The following is a 16,770-nucleotide window of genomic DNA, read 5'->3' on the forward strand; positions in this document are numbered from 1 at the left end:
GTCGAACCGGGTGTTCGAACCGTTCGACAGTCGATCACCTGTTCGATGAACTGATGTTCGATTTCTACCACGCGGCTCCGACAATGTCTCGCGACACGTCGAACAAATGTTTGATGCCGGCGGGATCCTCGGTTAGGCTCGTCCCCAGTCGAAGCCATCTACCAGCACGTTCGGAATCGAGAGGAACCCGACCATGAGCGATGACGGCGGTAAGCGCACTCCACCGCGGGGCGCCGACGAGCCCGTCAGCCCCGAGGACATCGCGGCTGCGGAGGCCTCCCTCACGCCGCGTCAGCGTGGCGTCCTCGAGGTGATCCGCAAGTCGGTGCGCGAGCGCGGCTACCCGCCGAGCATCCGGGAGATCGGCGACGCGGTCGGCCTCACCTCCACCTCCTCGGTGGCCCACCAGTTGCGCACGCTCGAGCGCAAGGGACTCCTCAAGCGCGACGCCAACCGTCCGCGCGCGGTCAACATAGCCCCGAACGAGCCTCCGACCCCGACCTCCCCCAACGGCGAGCCGCTCCCCGAGCCGACCTTCGTCCCGGTCCTCGGCCGGATCGCCGCCGGCGGCCCGATCCTCGCCGAGGAGGCCGTCGAGGACGTCTTCCCGCTCCCCCGCGAACTCGTCGGCGAGGGATCGCTGTTCCTGCTCAAGGTCGTCGGCGAGTCGATGATCGACGCGGCGATCTGCGACGGCGACTGGGTCGTGGTCCGTCAGCAGAACGTGGCCGACAACGGCGACATCGTGGCCGCGATGATCGACGGCGAGGCCACGGTCAAGACGTTCAAGCGCCAGAAGGGTCATGTGTGGCTGATGCCGCACAACGAGTTGTTCGACCCGATCCCCGGTGACGACGCCGTCATCCTGGGCAAGGTCGTCACCGTCATCCGGCGGATCTGACACCCTCGGGTTCACTTCCGAGCACCGCGGCGGCCGCCGCGCGGGCCGCAGCCGGATCGGTGGTGGCCAGCGCAGCGGCCGCCGCGTTCTCACATGCGGTGAGAGTGACCTCGCCGAGTGCGGCGCCGACGGCCGCGGACGCGGCCGGGGCACTCGACAGCGAGGTGACGCCGAGACCCACCAGGACGCACGCCAGAGCCGGGTCGGCCGCCGCCTCGCCGCAGACGCCCACCGGTTTACCCAGGGCGCGACCGGCTTTCGCGACCGCCGCGACGAGGTGCAGTACCGCGGGTTGCCACGGGTCGGTGAGGGCGGAGAGGTCGGCCGACATCCGGTCGGCGGCCATCGTGTACTGCGTGAGGTCATTGGTGCCGATCGACACGAAGTCGACCTCGGCGAGGATCGCGGGCGCGAGGATCGCCGCGGCGGGCACCTCGACCATGACCCCGGCGACGAGGTCGCGCGCGCGTACCCGCGCCGCGAAGGCCGCGGCCTCGGCCGGCGAGGCGATCATCGGCGCCATCACCCACGGCCGGCTCCCGGTCTCCCGCGCCGCCTGTGCTATCGCGTCGAGCTGGCGTTCACGGACCTCCGGGTGCGCCAACGCGATCCGATCACCGCGCACACCGAGGGCCGGGTTGGCCTCGTCCGGGTGGTCGACGAACCGCAGCGGCTTGTCCGAGCCTGCGTCGAGGGTGCGCACGACCACCTTCCGGCCGGCGAACGCGTCGAAGACCTCGCGGTAGATGGCGGCCTGGTCGTCGACCGACGGCTCGTCGGCGCGTCCGAGAAAGGCTAGTTCGGTGCGGAACAGGCCCACCCCTTCGACGGGATGCGCCGTCGCGGCGCGGGCCGACGCGCCGTCTGCGACGTTGGCCAGGACGGCGACCTCGACGCCGTCGGCGGTGCGGCCGGGTCCGGTCCAGCCCGCGATCCGCGCGGCGCGACGTCGATGTGCCGTGACCCTCTCCTGCGCCTCCGCGGCGTCGGGGGCGACGACGACCTCTCCCGCGGTCCCGTCGACGAGAACCGGTGTGCCCACGTCGATCGCGCCGAGTCCGGGCACGGCGACGACACACGGGATCCCGAGCTGGCGCGCGATGATCGCGGTGTGACTGGTGGGGCCGCCGAGACGGGTCACCAGCGCGATGGTCGTGGCGGGGTCGAGACCCGCGGTGTCGGCGGGCGCGAGATCATCGGCGAGCAGCACCGACGGGACGTCCGGCGTCGGGACGCCGGGCTCCGGCAGGCCGAGAAGTTCGGCGACGACGCGGTCGCGGACGTCGTTGAGGTCGGTGACGCGTTCGGCCATCAGGCCGCCCATCCTGCTGAACACCGCGGCGAACTGTTCGGTTGCGGCCGCGGCCGCCGCCGGTGCGCTCACCCCCTTCTCGACGAGCTTCGTCGCCGCACCGACCCAGCCGCGGTCCTCTGCGAGCGCTGCCGTCGCGGCGAGCACCTCGGCGGCCGCGCCGGTGTTCTGTGACGCCCGGTCACGCAGGCGTGCGGCCACGACAGCTGCGGCGCGGGCGAACCGTTCGACCTCGTCCGCTCGACGATCCTCCGGCACCTCGCTGGTCGAACCGAGCGCCTCGGCGGAGTAATCGGGCCGCACCCCCGGCCAGAGCGCGGGGCCGTAGGCCACGCCACCGACGACCGGGGTGCCTGTCAGTGTCTGCGTCATGTGACCACGCTTACAAAAACGCCTTGACTTGTCAACACAAACAAGCGTAAACAGAATCACATCAACACCGAAACCAACACGACCCCACATCAGATCGGAGCAGCGTGTACGCCGAGGAGAGACAACAGGCCATCGCCGACGAGGTTCGCGTCGCGGGCCGGGCATCGGTGGCCGAGCTCGCCGCGAAGTTCGATGTGACCAGCGAGACCGTTCGTCGCGACCTCGCGGTTCTCGAGAAGGCGGGACACGTGCAGCGCGTGCACGGCGGGGCCGTCCGCCCCGAGGTGATGCGTGTCGTCGCAGAACTCGGCGTCGCCGAGCGGGAGACCGCCCAGACCGAGGAGAAGGCCGCGATCGGTCGTGCCGCGATGTCCTTTCTCCCACCCGACGGCGGATCGGTCCTGTTCGACGCCGGCACCACGACCTATCGCGCGGCCGAGGCACTGCCCCGCGATCGCACACTGACCCTCATCACCAACAGCCTGCCCATCGCCGGCCTGCTCGCCGCCCGCCACGTCGACGGCCTGCACGCACTCGGGGGCCGCGTGCGCGGCCTGACCCAGGCGACCGTGGGCGCGCAGACCGTGGCCGCACTGTCCCGGATGCGGATCACCACCGCGTTCGTCGGCACCAACGGCCTCACCGAAGCGCACGGACTATCCACTCCGGACCCCGACGAGGCGGCGGTGAAGTCCGCGATGGTCGCCGCGGCACAGCGGGTCATCGTGCTCGCCGACAGCTCGAAGATGGGCCGCGAGGAGCTCTCCGGGTTCGCGACCGTCGACGACATCGACGTCCTCGTCACAGATTCCGGGATCGACCCGCAGTTCTCGGCCGCGCTGTCCGCACGCGGCATCGAGGTCGTGATCGCGTGATCCTGACCGTCACCGCCAATCCGAGCCTCGACCGCACTCTCGAGCTCGGCGGGCCCCTGCGTCGCGGCGAGGTCCAGCGCGCGGGAGTCGTCCGGGCGCAGCCGGGCGGCAAGGGAGTCAATGTGTCCCGCACCGTCGCGACGGCGGGGCTGGCGACCTGTGCGCTACTCCCCGCGCGTCCCGGCGACCCGCTGCTCGCCGCCCTCGACGACCTCGGGCTCCCATACGACGCAGTTTCCGTCGACGACGAGGTGCGTTCGAACGTCACCATCGCCGAGTCCGACGGCACGACCACCAAGGTGAACGCCCCCGGTGTACCGCTCACGCCGGAACAGCTCGACGAGCTCACCACGCTGATCCGAACCCACGCCGAGGGCGCGGCCTGGGTCACCCTCTGCGGTTCACTGCCACCGGGCGTGCCGCACGACTGGTATCGCCGCATCGCCGACGCGCTGATGACCGCAGGGTGCCGCGTCGCCGTCGACACCTCCGGCGAACCGTTGCGCGCCGCGGCCGCCGGCCGACTCGACCTGATCAAGCCGAACGAGGACGAACTCGCCGAGCTCACCGGCACCGATCCGGCCGTGTTCCGAGCGGCGTTGTCGCGCAATGATCTCGGGCCCGTGGTGGATGCCGCGTCGACACTGGTCGAGCAGATCGGCGGGAACGTCCTGGCCACCCTCGGCGCCCGTGGCGCCGTACTGGTCACCCGGGCCGGCACCTGGATCGCCACCCCGCCGCCGGTCACGCCGCGCAGCACGGTCGGTGCCGGGGACTCCTCGCTCGCCGGATACCTCATCGCACAATCATCCGGAGCGCCGGCGCCCGACTGCCTGCGTCACGCCGTCGCCTACGGGTCGGCGGCCGCCGCACTCGCCGGCACCGCATCCCCGACGCCCGACCAGCTGAACCCGGCCGGGGTCACCGTGACCGAGTTCTGCAGCCCCACCCCATCCCCCGCGAAGGACATGTCATGACCGAGCGAATCATCACCGCGCAGACGGTGAGTCTCGACGTCGACGCCGGCGCCGATCCCGCCGCCGTCATCACCGCCCTCAGCGATGCGCTCGGCGCGGCCGGGCGGACGACCGACCCTGCCGACCTGGCCCGCGCGGCGCTCGAGCGGGAGGCCAAGTCCGCCACCGGGCTTCCCGGCGGCATCGCGATCCCGCATGCGCGCACCGCGTCGGTGACAGCGGCGGGTCTCGCGATGGCGAGGCTGTCCCGGAAGGTCGACTTCGGCGCCCCCGACGGCCCCGCCGATCTCGTCTTCCTCATCGCGGCACCCGAGGGCGGCGCCGCCGAGCACATGAAGCTGCTGAGTTCGCTGGCCCGTGCGCTGGTGCGGCCGGAGTTCGTCGCAGCACTGCGGGAGGCGGAGACGGCCGAACGGGTCATCGAGCTGGTGACCGAGGCGACCGATCCCGGCGCGTCGAAGAAGACCACCCCGGACAAGGCGCCCGACGAGGCCCTGCAGAAGACCCCGGAGAAGACCCCCGCGAGGGCTCCGGAGGAGTCTCCCACGCCGACGGTGTCCGCCGCGGCGCCCGAGGAGGCCACCAGGCCGCGCCTCCTCGCGATCACCGCATGTCCCACCGGGATCGCGCACACCTACATGGCGGCCGACGCGCTCAAGTACGCGGCCGAGCGCGCGGGCGTCGAACTCGCTGTCGAGACGCAGGGATCGTCGGCGACCACGCCGTTCGACCCGGCGCAGATCGACGCCGCGGACGCGATCATCTTCGCCACCGACATCGGGGTGAAGGATCGCGGCCGCTTCCACGGCAAGCCGGTCATCTCCTCCGGCGTGAAGCGGGCGATCAACGAGCCCGACGCCATGATCGCGGAAGCCGTTGCAGCGGCAAGGAATCCGAACGCGGCACGCGTCGTCGAGGGGTGCGGTGAAGTGTCGGGGGTGGATGCGCCCGCCACGGCCGGCGGCACGGGCACGGGTCTCGCGGCCCGAACCCGGCAGGCGCTGATGACCGGTGTCAGCTACATGATCCCGTTCGTCGCGGCCGGAGGTCTGCTGATCGCCCTCGGCTTCCTGCTGGCCGGCTACGAGATCGCCAACACCACGCTCGACGCCGGTGGTTCACTCGACGACGCGGCCTACATCGCGCTCAACAACAGCCTCTGGGATCTGCCGTCCGGCGGTCTCCTGCAGTACCTCGGCGCGGTGAGCTTCGCGATCGGCTCGGGGGTGATGGGTCTGGCGGTCCCGGTCCTCGCCGGGTACATCTCGTTCGCCATCGCCGACCGGCCCGGTATCGCTCCGGGTTTCGTCGCGGGCATCGTGTCCCTGGCGGTCGGCGCGAGCTTCATCGGCGCGCTGATCGGCGGTCTCATCGCCGGCGCGGTGTGCCTGTGGATCTCGCGATTGCCGGTACCGCAATGGTCGCGAGGGCTGATGCCGGTTGTGGTGATCCCGCTGTTCGGCAGCATCGTCGTCGGCGGTCTGCTCTACATGGTGCTCGGCAAGCCGCTTGCGTGGCTGACCGAGCAGATGAACTCCGGGCTGGAGTCGATGTCCGGTGGGTCGGCGATCGTGTTGGGCATCGTGCTCGGCCTGATGATGTGCTTCGACCTGGGCGGGCCGGTCAACAAGACCGCCTACCTGTTCGCCATCGCCGGTATCGCCGACGCCGCGACCGCAGGTCCCGCGCAGCTCCAGATCATGGCCGCGGTCATGTGCGCCGGTATGGTCCCGCCGCTCGCACTGGCACTGGCCACGGTGCTGCGACCGGGCCTGTTCACCGAGCCCGAGCGCGAGAACGGCAAGGCCGCCTGGCTCCTCGGCGCGTCGTTCATCTCCGAGGGCGCCATCCCGTTCGCCGCGGTCGACCCGTTCCGGGTCATCCCGTCGATGATGGCCGGTGGCGCGCTCTCCGGTGCGCTCATCATGGCCTTCGGTGTGGAGTTGCGCGCCCCGCACGGCGGCATCTTCGTCTTCTTCGCCATGAACAACTGGGTGCTGTTCCTCGTCGCCCTGGCCGCCGGAACCCTGCTCAGCGCGATCGTGGTGATCGCGGCGAAGCAGTTCGGCCGGACCCGTGAGCTCACCCGGGCCGACGTGCAGGCCCTGGCAGTCTGAAGGTCGACCCGCGCGCCCGGTCCGCGCCGGACGATCCGCGCCGGACGATCCGCACCGAACGATCCGCACCGAACGATCCGCACCGAACGATCCGCCACGAACAGCCCCCACAGAACCCCGACGACACGGCCGTACAACGACCCACACAAAGACCCCGCACAGAACGACCCCATACAGGAGGCACCATGCCCAGCACCATCGCCACCGTCGCGTCCGCGATCGGTCTGCACGCGCGTCCGGCCACGATCATCGCCGAGGCCGTCACCGGCACCGGTAGCACCGTGACCCTCGCCCTCGAGGGCTCCGAGCCGGTCGATGCGGGCTCTGCGCTGATGATCATGACCCTCGGCGCCGAGAAGGGCACCAGGGTCGTGGTGACCGCCGACGATCAGGCCGCGCTCGACAAGGTCGTCGAGCTCATCGAGACCGATCTCGACGCGGACTGAGGACGGAGGCTAGACCCGCAACGGGGCCAGCTCACCCGCCAGCGACGCGGGGACCCGGACCGTCATCGTGGTTCCGGTCTCGGTGTGCTCGGAGTCCAGCACCTCACCCTCGGAGTGCACGCGGGAGACAAGGTCCCCGCGCGAGAACGGCACGCAGATCGTTAGTTCCACGTCGCTGCGTCCGACGAATTCGCGGATGCGGTCGAACAGCTCGGGCAGTCCCTCCCCGGTGCGGGCCGACACGAACACCGCGTCTGCGCCCACCGCGCCGCGCAGCTCGGTGAGCCGATTGCCGTCGATCGCGTCGATCTTGTTGATCACCAACAGTTCCGGCGGCGCGTCGACGCCCTCCTCGGCGACGATCTCGTTGATCACCTGACGCACCGCGGAGATCTGGTCCATCGGGAACGGATCGGAACCGTCGACCACGTGCAGCAGCAGGTCGGCGTCGACTACCTCCTCCAGCGTGGACCGAAACGCCTCGACGAGCTGGGTCGGCAGGTGCCGCACGAATCCGACGGTGTCGGTGAAGACCACCGCGCGGCCGTCGTCGAGCGTGGCGCGGCGCGTGGTGGGATCGAGGGTCGCGAACAGCGCGTCCTGGACGAGCACGCCGGCCCCGGTCATCGCGTTGACGAGGCTCGACTTGCCGGCGTTGGTGTAACCGGCCACCGTGATCGACGGGATCGACGACCGGTTGCGCGCCGCCCGCTTGGTGGTGCGGGCCTTCTTCATGTCGCGGATCTCGCGTCGCAGCTTGGCCATCCGCTCGCGGATGCGGCGACGGTCGGTCTCGATCTTGGTCTCACCGGGACCACGCAGCCCCACGCCGCCGTTGCTGCCGGCGCGACCGCCGGCCTGCCGGGACATCGACTCGCCCCAGCCGCGCAGGCGCGGGAGCATGTACTCCATCTGCGCGAGCGAGACCTGCGCCTTGCCCTCTCGCGAGGAGGCGTGCTGGGCGAAGATGTCGAGGATCAGCGCGGTGCGGTCGATGACCTTCACCTTCACGACCTTCTCCAGCGCCGTCAGCTGCGCCGGGGTCAGCTCGCCGTCGCAGACGACGGTGTCGGCACCGCTGGAGAGCACGATCTCGCTCAGCTCGTCGGCCTTGCCGGAGCCGATGTAGGTGGCCGGGTCGGGTTTGGACCGACGCTGGATCACCGCGTCGAGTACCTGGGAGCCGGCGGTCTCGGCGAGGGCCGCGAGTTCGGCCATGTTCGCCTTGGCCGCGGCGGCCGTGCCCTCGGTCCAGACACCGACGAGCACCACCTTCTCGAGGCGCAGCTGCCGGTACTCGACCTCAGTGACGTCGGTGAGTTCGGTGGAGAGTCCGGCGACGCGTTGCAGCGAGGCGCGCTCGGAGAGTTGGAGTTCGCCGACGGTCGGGGCGTCGTCCGGACGCTCGTCGAGGTCTTCGGCGGAGAGGATCTGTGCAGATGATTCGGTCATACGTGATCCATGGTCTCACGCCGCGGGGTCGGCGGGCACCTGAATATCGTGCTCAGCGGTCCCAGCTGGGCCGCAGGACGCCGTCGGCGACGAGCATCGACGGTCCGCGCAGGGTCGCCCCGTCCTCCCGGATCGTGACGGTGACCTCGCCGCCGGGAATCCCGATGCGGAGTGCGCCGGTGGCCTGCCCGCGTGCGTCGAGCGCCGCCCGGGTGGCCGCGACCAGGCCCGTTCCGCAGCTGCGGGTCTCCCCGACGCCGCGTTCGAAGACCCGCATCCGGGCGTACAGGCCGCCGTCGGCGTCCTCGGACGGCGGGGTGAGCAGCTCCACGTTGGCGCCGTTCGGGAAGTCGCCGGCATCGATGGTTACGCCCGCAGAGAAATCGACCGCGGCGAGTCCCTCCGCGGTGAGTCCCTCCACGACGCAGGCCAGGTGCGGGTTGCCGACGTCGACCTTGGCGCCGGTGTAGGCGTCGGCGCCGATGCGCACGACCGAGGTGCCCTCGAGGCGCGCGCGGCCCATCTCGACGGTGACCTCCGCGCGTGTGGCGTCGAAGGAGTGGATGATCACCGGCCGTGCGCCGGCGCGCGAGCCGACGGTGAAGGTGTCGGCGTCGACGAGGCCGGCCGCGCGGACATGGTGGGCGAACACGCGGACGCCGTTGCCGCACATCTCGGCGATCGACCCGTCCGCATTGCGGTAGTCCATGAACCAGTCGTCGGCGGCCACGCCCTCGGGCAGAGCGGGCAGGACGCCGCGCTCGACGAGCGCGCCCGACCGGGCCACCCGGAGCAGGCCGTCGGCACCGATCCCCCGCTGACGGTCGCAGAGCGCGGCGACGAGGCCCGGGTCGAGGTCCAGCTCGGCCGCCGGGTCCTCGAGCACGACGAAGTCGTTCTGGGTGCCGTGCCCCTTGACGAACCGCAGGCCTGTCGAATCCGAAGTCACGCCGTCCAGGTTACTTCTCGGTGTCTCGCTTCTCGGGGTCGGCCGCTTCGAGGGCGCGGTCGAGCAGCCCCGGCGCGCCGGCGTCGAGCCAGATCGCGCGGTGGTCGCGCCGGAACCACGACCGCTGCCGGCGCACATAGCGGCGGGTCCCGATGAAGGTGAGCTCCTCGGCCTGGTCGAGGTCGTACTCCCCGTCGAGCGCGGCGAGCACCTGCTTGTAACCGATCGCCTGCGAGGCGGTGCGCCCGTCGCGCAACCCCTTCTCGCACAGCGCCTCCACCTCGTCGACGAGGCCGGTGGAGAACATCAGCCGCGTCCGCAGCCGGATCCGCTCGTCGAGTTCGGCCGTGTCCCGGTCCAGCGCGAGGATCACCGTCCCCCACCGGGGTTCGCCGATCTGCGGCTGCGACGCGGCGAACGGCCGCCCGGTCAGTTCGACGACCTCGAGCGCCCGCACGATACGCCGGCCGTCGGTCGGCAGGATCGTCGACGCCGCGGCCGGGTCGACCTCCTTCAGCAGCTCGTGCATCGCCGCCACTCCACGCTCGGCGAGCATCTCCTCGTAGCGGGCGCGCACCAGCGGATCGGTGGCCGGGAACTGCCAGTTGTCGAGCAGGCCCTGGATGTACATCATCGACCCGCCGACGATGACGGGGACCCGGCCGGCGGCCAGCAGCCGCTCGACATCGGCGGTGGCGGCCTGCTGGTAGCGGGCGACCGTGGCCACCTCGGTGACGTCGAGGACGTCGATCTGGTGGTGCGGGATGCCGCGCCGCTCGGTCTCCGGGACCTTGGCCGTGCCGATGTCCATGCCGCGGTACTGCTGCATCGCGTCGATGTTGACGATCTCCCCGCCGAGGCGTTCGGCGAGGTCGAGGGCGAGGTCGGATTTCCCGCAGGCCGTCGGGCCCACGACCGCGATCGGCCTCATGAGCGGTCGTCGAGGGTCCAGGTGGCGGCGATGTAGCCGACGCCGAACGGCGCGTCGGCGTACCGGGTCTTCGCCACCACGAGCCGGCCCGCCTGCTCCACCGCGGCGGCGGCGACCTGCCAGGCCACCCGCCCGGCGACGCCCTCGGCGGCGCACGCCTGCGGATCGAGTGCGGCCAGCGTCCGGGTGTCGGCGTCGCCGACCGCCGCCACGATCGCGTCGTTGAGTGCGACCGCGGACTCGCGGCGTTCCCCGCCGGGCGACTTCGGCGTCAGCGCGAACGAACCGTCGCCCACCACGAGCAGCCCGACCCGGTCGGCACAGTCGCGCAGTCCCTGCCCGAGACCCGCTCCGAGCGTCGCGCAGTCCCCGGGCGCGGTGTCGCGGCCGACGATGAGCGGTTCCATCGGGTCCAGTCCGCCGCGCTCGCGCAGCCACGCCCCGATCAGAGCGGACAGGCTCATGCGCGGACCGGTGCCGTCGTGGAGGCGGACGCGCACGTCGACGCCGAAACGCCCGAACCCACCAGATCCGGACTCCTGCACGACGCCGGTCGCCGGGTCGTCCGAGGCGCCGACCAGAATCCAGCGATCGGCCCCGGCGGCGCGCCCGTCGCCGACGACGTCGTCGACCGCGGCCCGCACCGGTTCGGTGTCGAACGCGGCCGGACCGGCCAACTCGGGTACCAGCAACGGAGCACTCGGCACGAACACGACGACCGCAAGCACACCACGACGCTAGTCGACGGCGGTCGGCGCGGACCCGCCGAGTCGGCGCGCACGCCACATGCACGGGCCTGAACTGCTTGAATGGATCCGTACTGTCGGCTATCGCGGGGACGATACGATGCCCCGCGAGAATCGACCCCAGCGACCGGCAGCCGTGACGCGCGGCACCTTGAGCGGCAGGACACGCACATGACCAACCCGATCGACCCGTCCCCGGCAACCCAGGGCACCGACCCCGCCGGCACCGGCACGCCGACGACCCCCGGGTCCCGTCCCAAGCCCGGGCCTCGTCCCAAGCCCGGCCCGCGGCCGGGCGCCCACGAGCCCGTCATCAACCACATCAGCGCCGGCGACCCCCACCGCTGGGGCCGCATCGACGAGTCGGGCGTCGTCTGGCTGAAGACCGCTGACGGCGAGCGCGAGATCGGGTCGTGGCAGGCCGGCACCGTCGAGGAGGGTCTCGCCCACTTCGCACGGCGCTTCGAGGATCTCGCGACCGAGGTCGAGGTCCTCGAGGAGCGGCTGACCGCGCGGTCCGGCGATCCCCGCAAGGCGCAGGCCGCCGCCAAGCACCTGCTCGCCGACCTCCCCAACGCCCACGTCATCGGCGACGTCGCCGCCCTCCAGCGGCGTCTCGAGGCGATCGTCGGCAGCGCCGACGAGGTCGCCGAGTCGATCAAGGCCGAACGCGAGAAGGCCCGCGCCGCCGCGATCGCCCGCAAGGAGGAGCTCGCGGCCGAGGCCGAGAAGATCGGCGCCGAGGCGACCAACTGGAAGCACGCCGGCGACCGGCTGCGGGAGATCCTCGACGAGTGGAAGTCGATCAAGGGCGTCGACCGCAAGACCGACGACGCCCTGTGGAAGCGCTACGCGAAGGCGCGCGACGCGTTCAACCGCCGTCGCGGCGCCCACTTCGCCGAGCTCGACCGGGAGCGCGCCGGGGCCAAGGAGCGCAAGGAGGCGCTCATCAAGCAGGCCGAGGAGCTGTCGAGTTCGACGGACTGGGGCCCCACCTCGGCGAGGTTCCGCGAGCTGCTGCAGGAGTGGAAGGCCGCCGGCCGTGCGCCGCGCGACACCGACGAGGCGCTCTGGCAGCGGTTCAAGGCCGCCCAGGATGTCTTCTTCAGCGCGCGCAACGCCGCCACGTCCGAGCGCGACGCCGAGTACCAGGCGAACGCCAAGGCCAAGATCGAGCTGCTCGAGGCCGCGGAGAAAGCGATCGACCCCGAGTCCGACCTCGACGCCGCCCGGCGCGAGTTCCGCGCGTTCCGCGATCGCTGGGACGAGATCGGGAAGGTCCCGCGGGACCAGATGCACGCCCTCGAGAATCGCGCGCGGGCGCTCGAGAAGCGCATCCGCGACGCCGAGGAGGCGCAGTGGCAGCGCACCGATCCGGAGGCGCAGGCACGCGCGGCCCAGTTCGCCGAACGCGCCGATCAGCTCGAGGAGCAGGCCCGCAAGGCGGCCGAACGCGGCAAGGACCGCGACGCCGCGAAGCTGCGTGAGCAGGCCGCGCAGTGGCGCGAGTGGGCGGAGGCGGCGCAGAGCGCCATCTCCGACCGCTGAGGACTACGCGTCGGCGTCGGGGTTCTTCTTGTAGAGCGCCGTCGCGTAGGCCTCCTGCTCGGCGGCCTGCCGACGGCGCTCGGCCTCCATCGCGAGCTGGTACGACGACCGTGCCCACACCACGCGCGACCAGTGGAAGGTGAGCACGAACACCGCGACCCAGCCCAGGATCAGGCCGATGCCGACGCCCGACGGCGGCTCGACGCCGCCGATACCCGGGGTGTTGCGCGACCACCAGGCGAGCATCCCGGCGACGCAGGCGATAGCGCAGCCGCACAAGGCGACCCACGCCAGCACCCAGCGCCGGGTCACCAGCGCGAGCATCGACGCCACGATGCCGAACAGCGCCACCAGCCAGACGAAGATGCGCGAGACGATGGTGACGCGCTCGGCCTCGGCCGACTCGGTGTAGGCCAGCACGTCGAGGCCGGACACCGATCCGGTGTGCGGGAGAACGAGCGACACCATCGCCACCAGCACCGCGACCGCGACGACGAGCGCGCGTGCGCCCGGGTCGATCTCGCCGGCGACCTTCCGCTCGGCCTTCCTCAGGTCACGCTCGTACGCCTTGAACGCCTCGTCGCTGCGGTCGCCCGGGTTGCGGTCCGGGGTCTCGGACATGTCATCGCCTCGATTCGTGTTGTGAGTCGTGAGGTCACGTCGCCGGTCGGGTCTCGTCCGACCTCGTCGGTCTGCTCAGCCGCAGGTGCCGCAACCGGCGTCCGCCGCCGGGACGGGCGGCGGCGCACCGATGCCCGGCAGGCCGAGGCCCACGCCGACCGGCGGGGTCGTCGGGGTGCGGCTCTGCTCGAAGGAGTCGCCGGCACGCGTACGACGGTGCGAACGGATCCCGGCATCGGCGATCAGATGGTGCGGCGCGGCGTCGGTCAGCACGGTGTGCACGATGTCGCCGGGCCGGATCGCCGACCCGGCGTCACCGGGTGTGAAGTGCACGAGCCGGCCGTCGCGGGCACGGCCGGTCATGCGCCGGGTCTTCGCGGACTTGCGTCCCTCGTCGGCGACGACGAGAAGTTCCACCTCGTTGCCGACCAGGGCCTGGTTCTCCGACAGGCAGATCCGCTCCTGCAGCGCGATGAGCCGCTGGTACCGCTCGCCGACGACGTCCGGCGGGACCTGATCGGGCATCGTGGCGGCCGGGGTGCCGGGGCGCGGCGAGTACTGGAAGGTGAACGCCGAGGAGAAGCGCGCGCGCTCGACGACGTCGAGGGTCGCCTGGAAGTCCTCCTCGGTCTCCCCCGGGAACCCGACGATGATGTCGGTGGTGATCGCCGCGTGCGGCATCGCCGCGCGGACCTTGTCGAGGATGCCGAGGAACTTGGTCTGGCGGTAGCTGCGTCGCATGGCGCGCAGGATGCGGTCGGAGCCCGATTGCAGCGGCATGTGCAGCTGGGGGCACACGTTCGGGGTCTCGGCCATGGCCTCGATGACATCGTCGGTGAACTCCGCCGGATGCGGCGAGGTGAACCGGACGCGCTCGAGACCCTCGATGTCGCCGCAGGCCCGCAGGAGCTCGGCGAACGCGCCGCGGTTGCGGGGCTGGTCCGGGTCGGCGAAGGACATGCCGTAGGCGTTGACGTTCTGGCCGAGCAGCGTCACCTCGAGCACGCCCTGGTCGACGAGCGCCTGCACCTCGGCCAGCACGTCGCCGGGACGGCGGTCGACCTCCTTGCCGCGCAACGACGGGACGATGCAGAACGTGCAGGTGTTGTTGCAGCCCACCGACACCGACACCCACCCCGAGTAGGCCGACTCCCGCTTGGCGGGCAGCGTCGACGGGAAGCGCTCGAGCGAGTCGAGGATCTCGACCTGCGCCTCCTCGTTGTGGCGGGCGCGTTCGAGGAGGGCCGGCAGCGAGCCGATGTTGTGCGTGCCGAACACCACGTCGACCCACGGCGCCTTGGCGATGACGGCGTCCTTGTCCTTCTGCGCGAGGCAGCCGCCGACCGCGATCTGCATGCCGGGACGGCGCGACTTGACCGGCGCGAGATGCGACAGGTTTCCGTAGAGCTTGTTGTCGGCGTTCTCGCGGATCGCGCAGGTGTTGAACACCACGAGATCGGCGTCGGCATCGTCGTCGGCCCGCACGTACCCCGCGTCCTCGAGCAGGCCGGCGATGCGCTCGGAGTCGTGGACGTTCATCTGGCAGCCGTAGGTCCGGACCTGGTAGCTGCGGGGGTGTGGGGTCGATGCGGCCTCGTCAGGCCTGTCCGACAACTCGATACTCACTCCTACCAGGGTACGGGGCCGACGCAAATCGCCTCGCGCGCCCAGTCTGTCACACCGTCCGGCGACTCACCGGAGTGACCCACACCAGGCGGGGACACATTTTTTCGTTAGGGTGCCAGAATGACCGTTTCGCCGAGCAAGTCCGCGGACCCCGGGTCCCAGCCGATGATCTCGATGCGCGGGGTGCAGAAGCACTTCGGCTCGCTGCACGTTCTCAAAGACATCGACCTCGAGGTCCCGGCCGGACAGGTCGTGGTCGTCCTCGGGCCGTCCGGGTCGGGCAAGTCGACCCTCTGTCGCACCATCAACCGTCTCGAACCCATCGATGCCGGCGAGATCCGCATCCAGGGTGAGCTGCTCCCCTCGGAAGGCAAGGACCTCGCCCGACTGCGCGCCGACGTGGGCATGGTGTTCCAGTCGTTCAACCTGTTCTCCCACAAGACGATCCTGGAGAACGTCACCCTCGCCCCGACCAAGGTGCGCAAGAAGTCGAAGGACGAGGCGAACAAGCGCGCGCTCGAACTCCTCGAGCGAGTCGGCATCGCCAGCCAGAAGGACAAGTACCCCGCCCAGCTGTCGGGCGGACAGCAGCAGCGCGTCGCCATCGCGCGCTCACTGGCGATGGACCCGAAGATCATGCTGTTCGACGAGCCGACGTCAGCCCTCGACCCGGAGATGGTCAACGAGGTCCTCGACGTCATGGTGTCCCTCGCCAAAGAGGGCATGACGATGCTCGTCGTCACCCACGAGATGGGCTTCGCCCGCAAGGCCGCCGACCGGGTGATCTTCATGGCCGACGGCGCGATCGTCGAGGACTCCGATCCCGACACCTTCTTCACCTCCCCGGAGTCCGACCGCGCCCGCGACTTCCTCAGCAAGATCCTGGGGCACTGATGCACATGAGGAGCACACGCACCGCGCTCGTGATCCTGGCCGTCGGCGCGCTGTTCGCAGGTCTGCTGACCGGCTGCGGCAGCACCGATCCGCGCAACCTGCTGGACTCGGTCCGCGACGGGAACGTCATCCTCGGCGTCAAGTTCGACCAGCCCGGTCTCGGCCTGTACGAGCCGAACGGCAACGTCACCGGCTTCGACGCGACGGTCGCGCGCTACGTGGTCAACCACATTGCCGACCAGCTCGGCGTCGACCACCCGAAGGTCACCTGGCGCGAGACGCCCTCGGCACGCCGTGAGGCAATGATCGACAACGGCGAGGTCGACCTGATCGCCGCCACCTACTCGATCACCTCCGCCCGGGCGAAGAAGGTCTCCTTCGGCGGCCCGTACCTGCAGACCTACCAGGGCCTGATGGTCCGCGCCGACGACAACTCGATCACACAGCTCGAGGATCTCGACAACGGCAAGAAGCTCTGCTCGGTCACCGGGTCGACGTCGGCGCAGAACGTCAAGGCCCAGCTGCCCACCGTCCAGCTGCAGGAGTACGACTCCTACTCGGCATGCGTGGAGGCGCTGCGCCGCGGCAAGGTCGACGCCCTCACCACCGACGAGGCGATCCTCGCCGGCTACTCGAACTTCTGGAAGGGCGAGTTCAAGCTCGTCACGATGACCTACCTGAAGAACGCCTGCGTGAAGGACGCCCTGAAGACGGCGGGCAGCCCGTTCTCGACCGAGCGCTACGGCGTCGGCGTGGCACTCGGGGACGAGGCGTCGGTCGAGGCGATCAACAAGGCACTCGACGAGATGCTCACCCCGGTCGACGGCGGCGAGTCCGCCTGGAACAAGGCGCTGCGCGACAACCTCGGCGACACCTACGTCGACGAGATCATCGCGCGCGCCGACGAGCCCGATTCGAAGTTCCCGTACCTGCCCGACCCCGGCGACCTCGAGTTCCTCGATTCGACGTCGACGCCGTGCCCGGCCGGGCTGAAGTGAGAGGA

Annotated in this window: 15 protein-coding genes; 8 read left to right on the forward strand and 7 right to left on the reverse strand. The window is 70.8% G+C overall.

Translation table 11 applies throughout. The features are described 5' to 3' along the window. The first annotated feature begins 193 nt into the window (after positions 1 to 193). A complete protein-coding gene (lexA, locus tag E1P53_RS04910) occupies positions 194 to 901 on the forward strand; it encodes a transcriptional repressor LexA (RefSeq protein ID WP_131733618.1) in 708 nt (235 codons plus the stop codon). Here lexA and E1P53_RS04915 read toward each other — a convergent pair. Then, the gene (locus E1P53_RS04915) at positions 885 to 2,585 is read right to left on the reverse strand and encodes a putative PEP-binding protein (RefSeq protein ID WP_131733619.1); all 1,701 of its coding nucleotides are present in this window, start codon (positions 2,583 to 2,585) and stop codon (positions 885 to 887) included. The genes lexA and E1P53_RS04915 overlap by 17 nt on opposite strands. Before the next feature lie 104 nt (positions 2,586 to 2,689). Here E1P53_RS04915 and E1P53_RS04920 point away from each other — a divergent pair, with 104 nt between their 5' ends. From E1P53_RS04920 to E1P53_RS04935, 4 genes are all read left to right on the forward strand, one after another. Then, positions 2,690 to 3,460, forward strand: coding sequence for a DeoR/GlpR family DNA-binding transcription regulator (locus tag E1P53_RS04920; protein WP_131733620.1), 771 nt, complete (start codon positions 2,690 to 2,692; stop codon positions 3,458 to 3,460). Next, positions 3,457 to 4,437 carry a 1-phosphofructokinase gene (pfkB, locus tag E1P53_RS04925; RefSeq protein WP_131733621.1) on the forward strand — a complete coding sequence of 327 codons (981 nt, stop codon included), beginning with the start codon at positions 3,457 to 3,459 and terminating at the stop codon, positions 4,435 to 4,437. Before E1P53_RS04920 ends, pfkB begins: the two co-directional genes overlap by 4 nt. Then, positions 4,434 to 6,554: a PTS fructose transporter subunit IIABC gene (locus E1P53_RS04930; protein ID WP_131733622.1), complete on the forward strand. Its 2,121-nt coding sequence runs from the start codon at positions 4,434 to 4,436 to the stop codon at positions 6,552 to 6,554. Before pfkB ends, E1P53_RS04930 begins: the two co-directional genes overlap by 4 nt. 185 nt (positions 6,555 to 6,739) lie before the next feature. After that, the gene (locus tag E1P53_RS04935) at positions 6,740 to 7,000 is read left to right on the forward strand and encodes an HPr family phosphocarrier protein (RefSeq protein WP_109237786.1); all 261 of its coding nucleotides are present in this window, start codon (positions 6,740 to 6,742) and stop codon (positions 6,998 to 7,000) included. A gap of 9 nt (positions 7,001 to 7,009) precedes the next feature. Here E1P53_RS04935 and hflX read toward each other — a convergent pair whose 3' ends face one another. From hflX to E1P53_RS04955, 4 genes are read right to left on the reverse strand one after another with little or no spacing between them, the layout of a single operon-like run. After that, complete coding sequence (gene hflX / locus E1P53_RS04940; RefSeq protein ID WP_131733623.1) at positions 7,010 to 8,452, reverse strand: GTPase HflX; 1,443 nt, start codon at positions 8,450 to 8,452, stop codon at positions 7,010 to 7,012. A 52-nt stretch (positions 8,453 to 8,504) separates the two neighbouring features. Continuing rightward, positions 8,505 to 9,401: a diaminopimelate epimerase gene (dapF, locus tag E1P53_RS04945; RefSeq protein WP_131733624.1), complete on the reverse strand. Its 897-nt coding sequence runs from the start codon at positions 9,399 to 9,401 to the stop codon at positions 8,505 to 8,507. Positions 9,402 to 9,411: 10 nt separating this feature from the next. After that, positions 9,412 to 10,332 carry a tRNA (adenosine(37)-N6)-dimethylallyltransferase MiaA gene (gene miaA, locus E1P53_RS04950; protein WP_131733625.1) on the reverse strand — a complete coding sequence of 307 codons (921 nt, stop codon included), beginning with the start codon at positions 10,330 to 10,332 and terminating at the stop codon, positions 9,412 to 9,414. Next, entirely contained in the window at positions 10,329 to 11,060 is a 732-nt protein-coding gene (locus E1P53_RS04955; RefSeq protein WP_131733626.1) for a class III extradiol ring-cleavage dioxygenase family protein, read from the reverse strand. The genes miaA and E1P53_RS04955 overlap by 4 nt, the downstream gene beginning before the upstream one ends. 189 nt (positions 11,061 to 11,249) lie before the next feature. On the opposite strand from E1P53_RS04955, the gene E1P53_RS04960 reads away from it, so the two are divergent. Beyond that, a complete protein-coding gene (locus tag E1P53_RS04960; protein WP_131733627.1) occupies positions 11,250 to 12,626 on the forward strand; it encodes a DUF349 domain-containing protein in 1,377 nt (458 codons plus the stop codon). Between the two features lie 3 nt (positions 12,627 to 12,629). Here E1P53_RS04960 and E1P53_RS04965 read toward each other — a convergent pair whose 3' ends face one another. Together E1P53_RS04965 and miaB are read right to left on the reverse strand one after the other, a co-directional pair. Beyond that, complete coding sequence (locus E1P53_RS04965; RefSeq protein ID WP_109237780.1) at positions 12,630 to 13,247, reverse strand: Rv2732c family membrane protein; 618 nt, start codon at positions 13,245 to 13,247, stop codon at positions 12,630 to 12,632. A 75-nt stretch (positions 13,248 to 13,322) separates the two neighbouring features. Beyond that, entirely contained in the window at positions 13,323 to 14,861 is a 1,539-nt protein-coding gene (gene miaB / locus E1P53_RS04970; RefSeq protein ID WP_006899189.1) for a tRNA (N6-isopentenyl adenosine(37)-C2)-methylthiotransferase MiaB, read from the reverse strand. Positions 14,862 to 15,038: 177 nt separating this feature from the next. Here miaB and E1P53_RS04975 point away from each other — a divergent pair, with 177 nt between their 5' ends. Both E1P53_RS04975 and E1P53_RS04980 read left to right on the forward strand, forming a co-directional pair. After that, positions 15,039 to 15,767: an amino acid ABC transporter ATP-binding protein gene (locus E1P53_RS04975; protein WP_165484400.1), complete on the forward strand. Its 729-nt coding sequence runs from the start codon at positions 15,039 to 15,041 to the stop codon at positions 15,765 to 15,767. Between the two features lie 5 nt (positions 15,768 to 15,772). Then, a complete protein-coding gene (locus E1P53_RS04980) occupies positions 15,773 to 16,765 on the forward strand; it encodes a glutamate ABC transporter substrate-binding protein (protein WP_131733628.1) in 993 nt (330 codons plus the stop codon). Positions 16,766 to 16,770 lie beyond the last annotated feature (5 nt).

The organism is Gordonia paraffinivorans (genome assembly GCF_900683595.1).
Lineage (GTDB): Bacteria > Actinomycetota > Actinomycetes > Mycobacteriales > Mycobacteriaceae > Gordonia > Gordonia paraffinivorans.

Coding starts and splice junctions, on each gene's coding strand:
- miaA (WP_131733625.1), bottom strand. CDS start 10,332: ATGAGGCCGATCGCGGTCGTGGGCCCGACGGCCTGCGGGAAATCCGAC.
- lexA (WP_131733618.1), top strand. CDS start 194: ATGAGCGATGACGGCGGTAAGCGCACTCCACCGCGGGGCGCCGACGAG.
- E1P53_RS04965 (WP_109237780.1), bottom strand. CDS start 13,247: ATGTCCGAGACCCCGGACCGCAACCCGGGCGACCGCAGCGACGAGGCG.
- E1P53_RS04915 (WP_131733619.1), bottom strand. CDS start 2,585: ATGACGCAGACACTGACAGGCACCCCGGTCGTCGGTGGCGTGGCCTAC.
- E1P53_RS04935 (WP_109237786.1), top strand. CDS start 6,740: ATGCCCAGCACCATCGCCACCGTCGCGTCCGCGATCGGTCTGCACGCG.
- E1P53_RS04975 (WP_165484400.1), top strand. CDS start 15,039: ATGATCTCGATGCGCGGGGTGCAGAAGCACTTCGGCTCGCTGCACGTT.
- E1P53_RS04930 (WP_131733622.1), top strand. CDS start 4,434: ATGACCGAGCGAATCATCACCGCGCAGACGGTGAGTCTCGACGTCGAC.
- hflX (WP_131733623.1), bottom strand. CDS start 8,452: ATGACCGAATCATCTGCACAGATCCTCTCCGCCGAAGACCTCGACGAG.
- E1P53_RS04980 (WP_131733628.1), top strand. CDS start 15,773: ATGAGGAGCACACGCACCGCGCTCGTGATCCTGGCCGTCGGCGCGCTG.
- E1P53_RS04960 (WP_131733627.1), top strand. CDS start 11,250: ATGACCAACCCGATCGACCCGTCCCCGGCAACCCAGGGCACCGACCCC.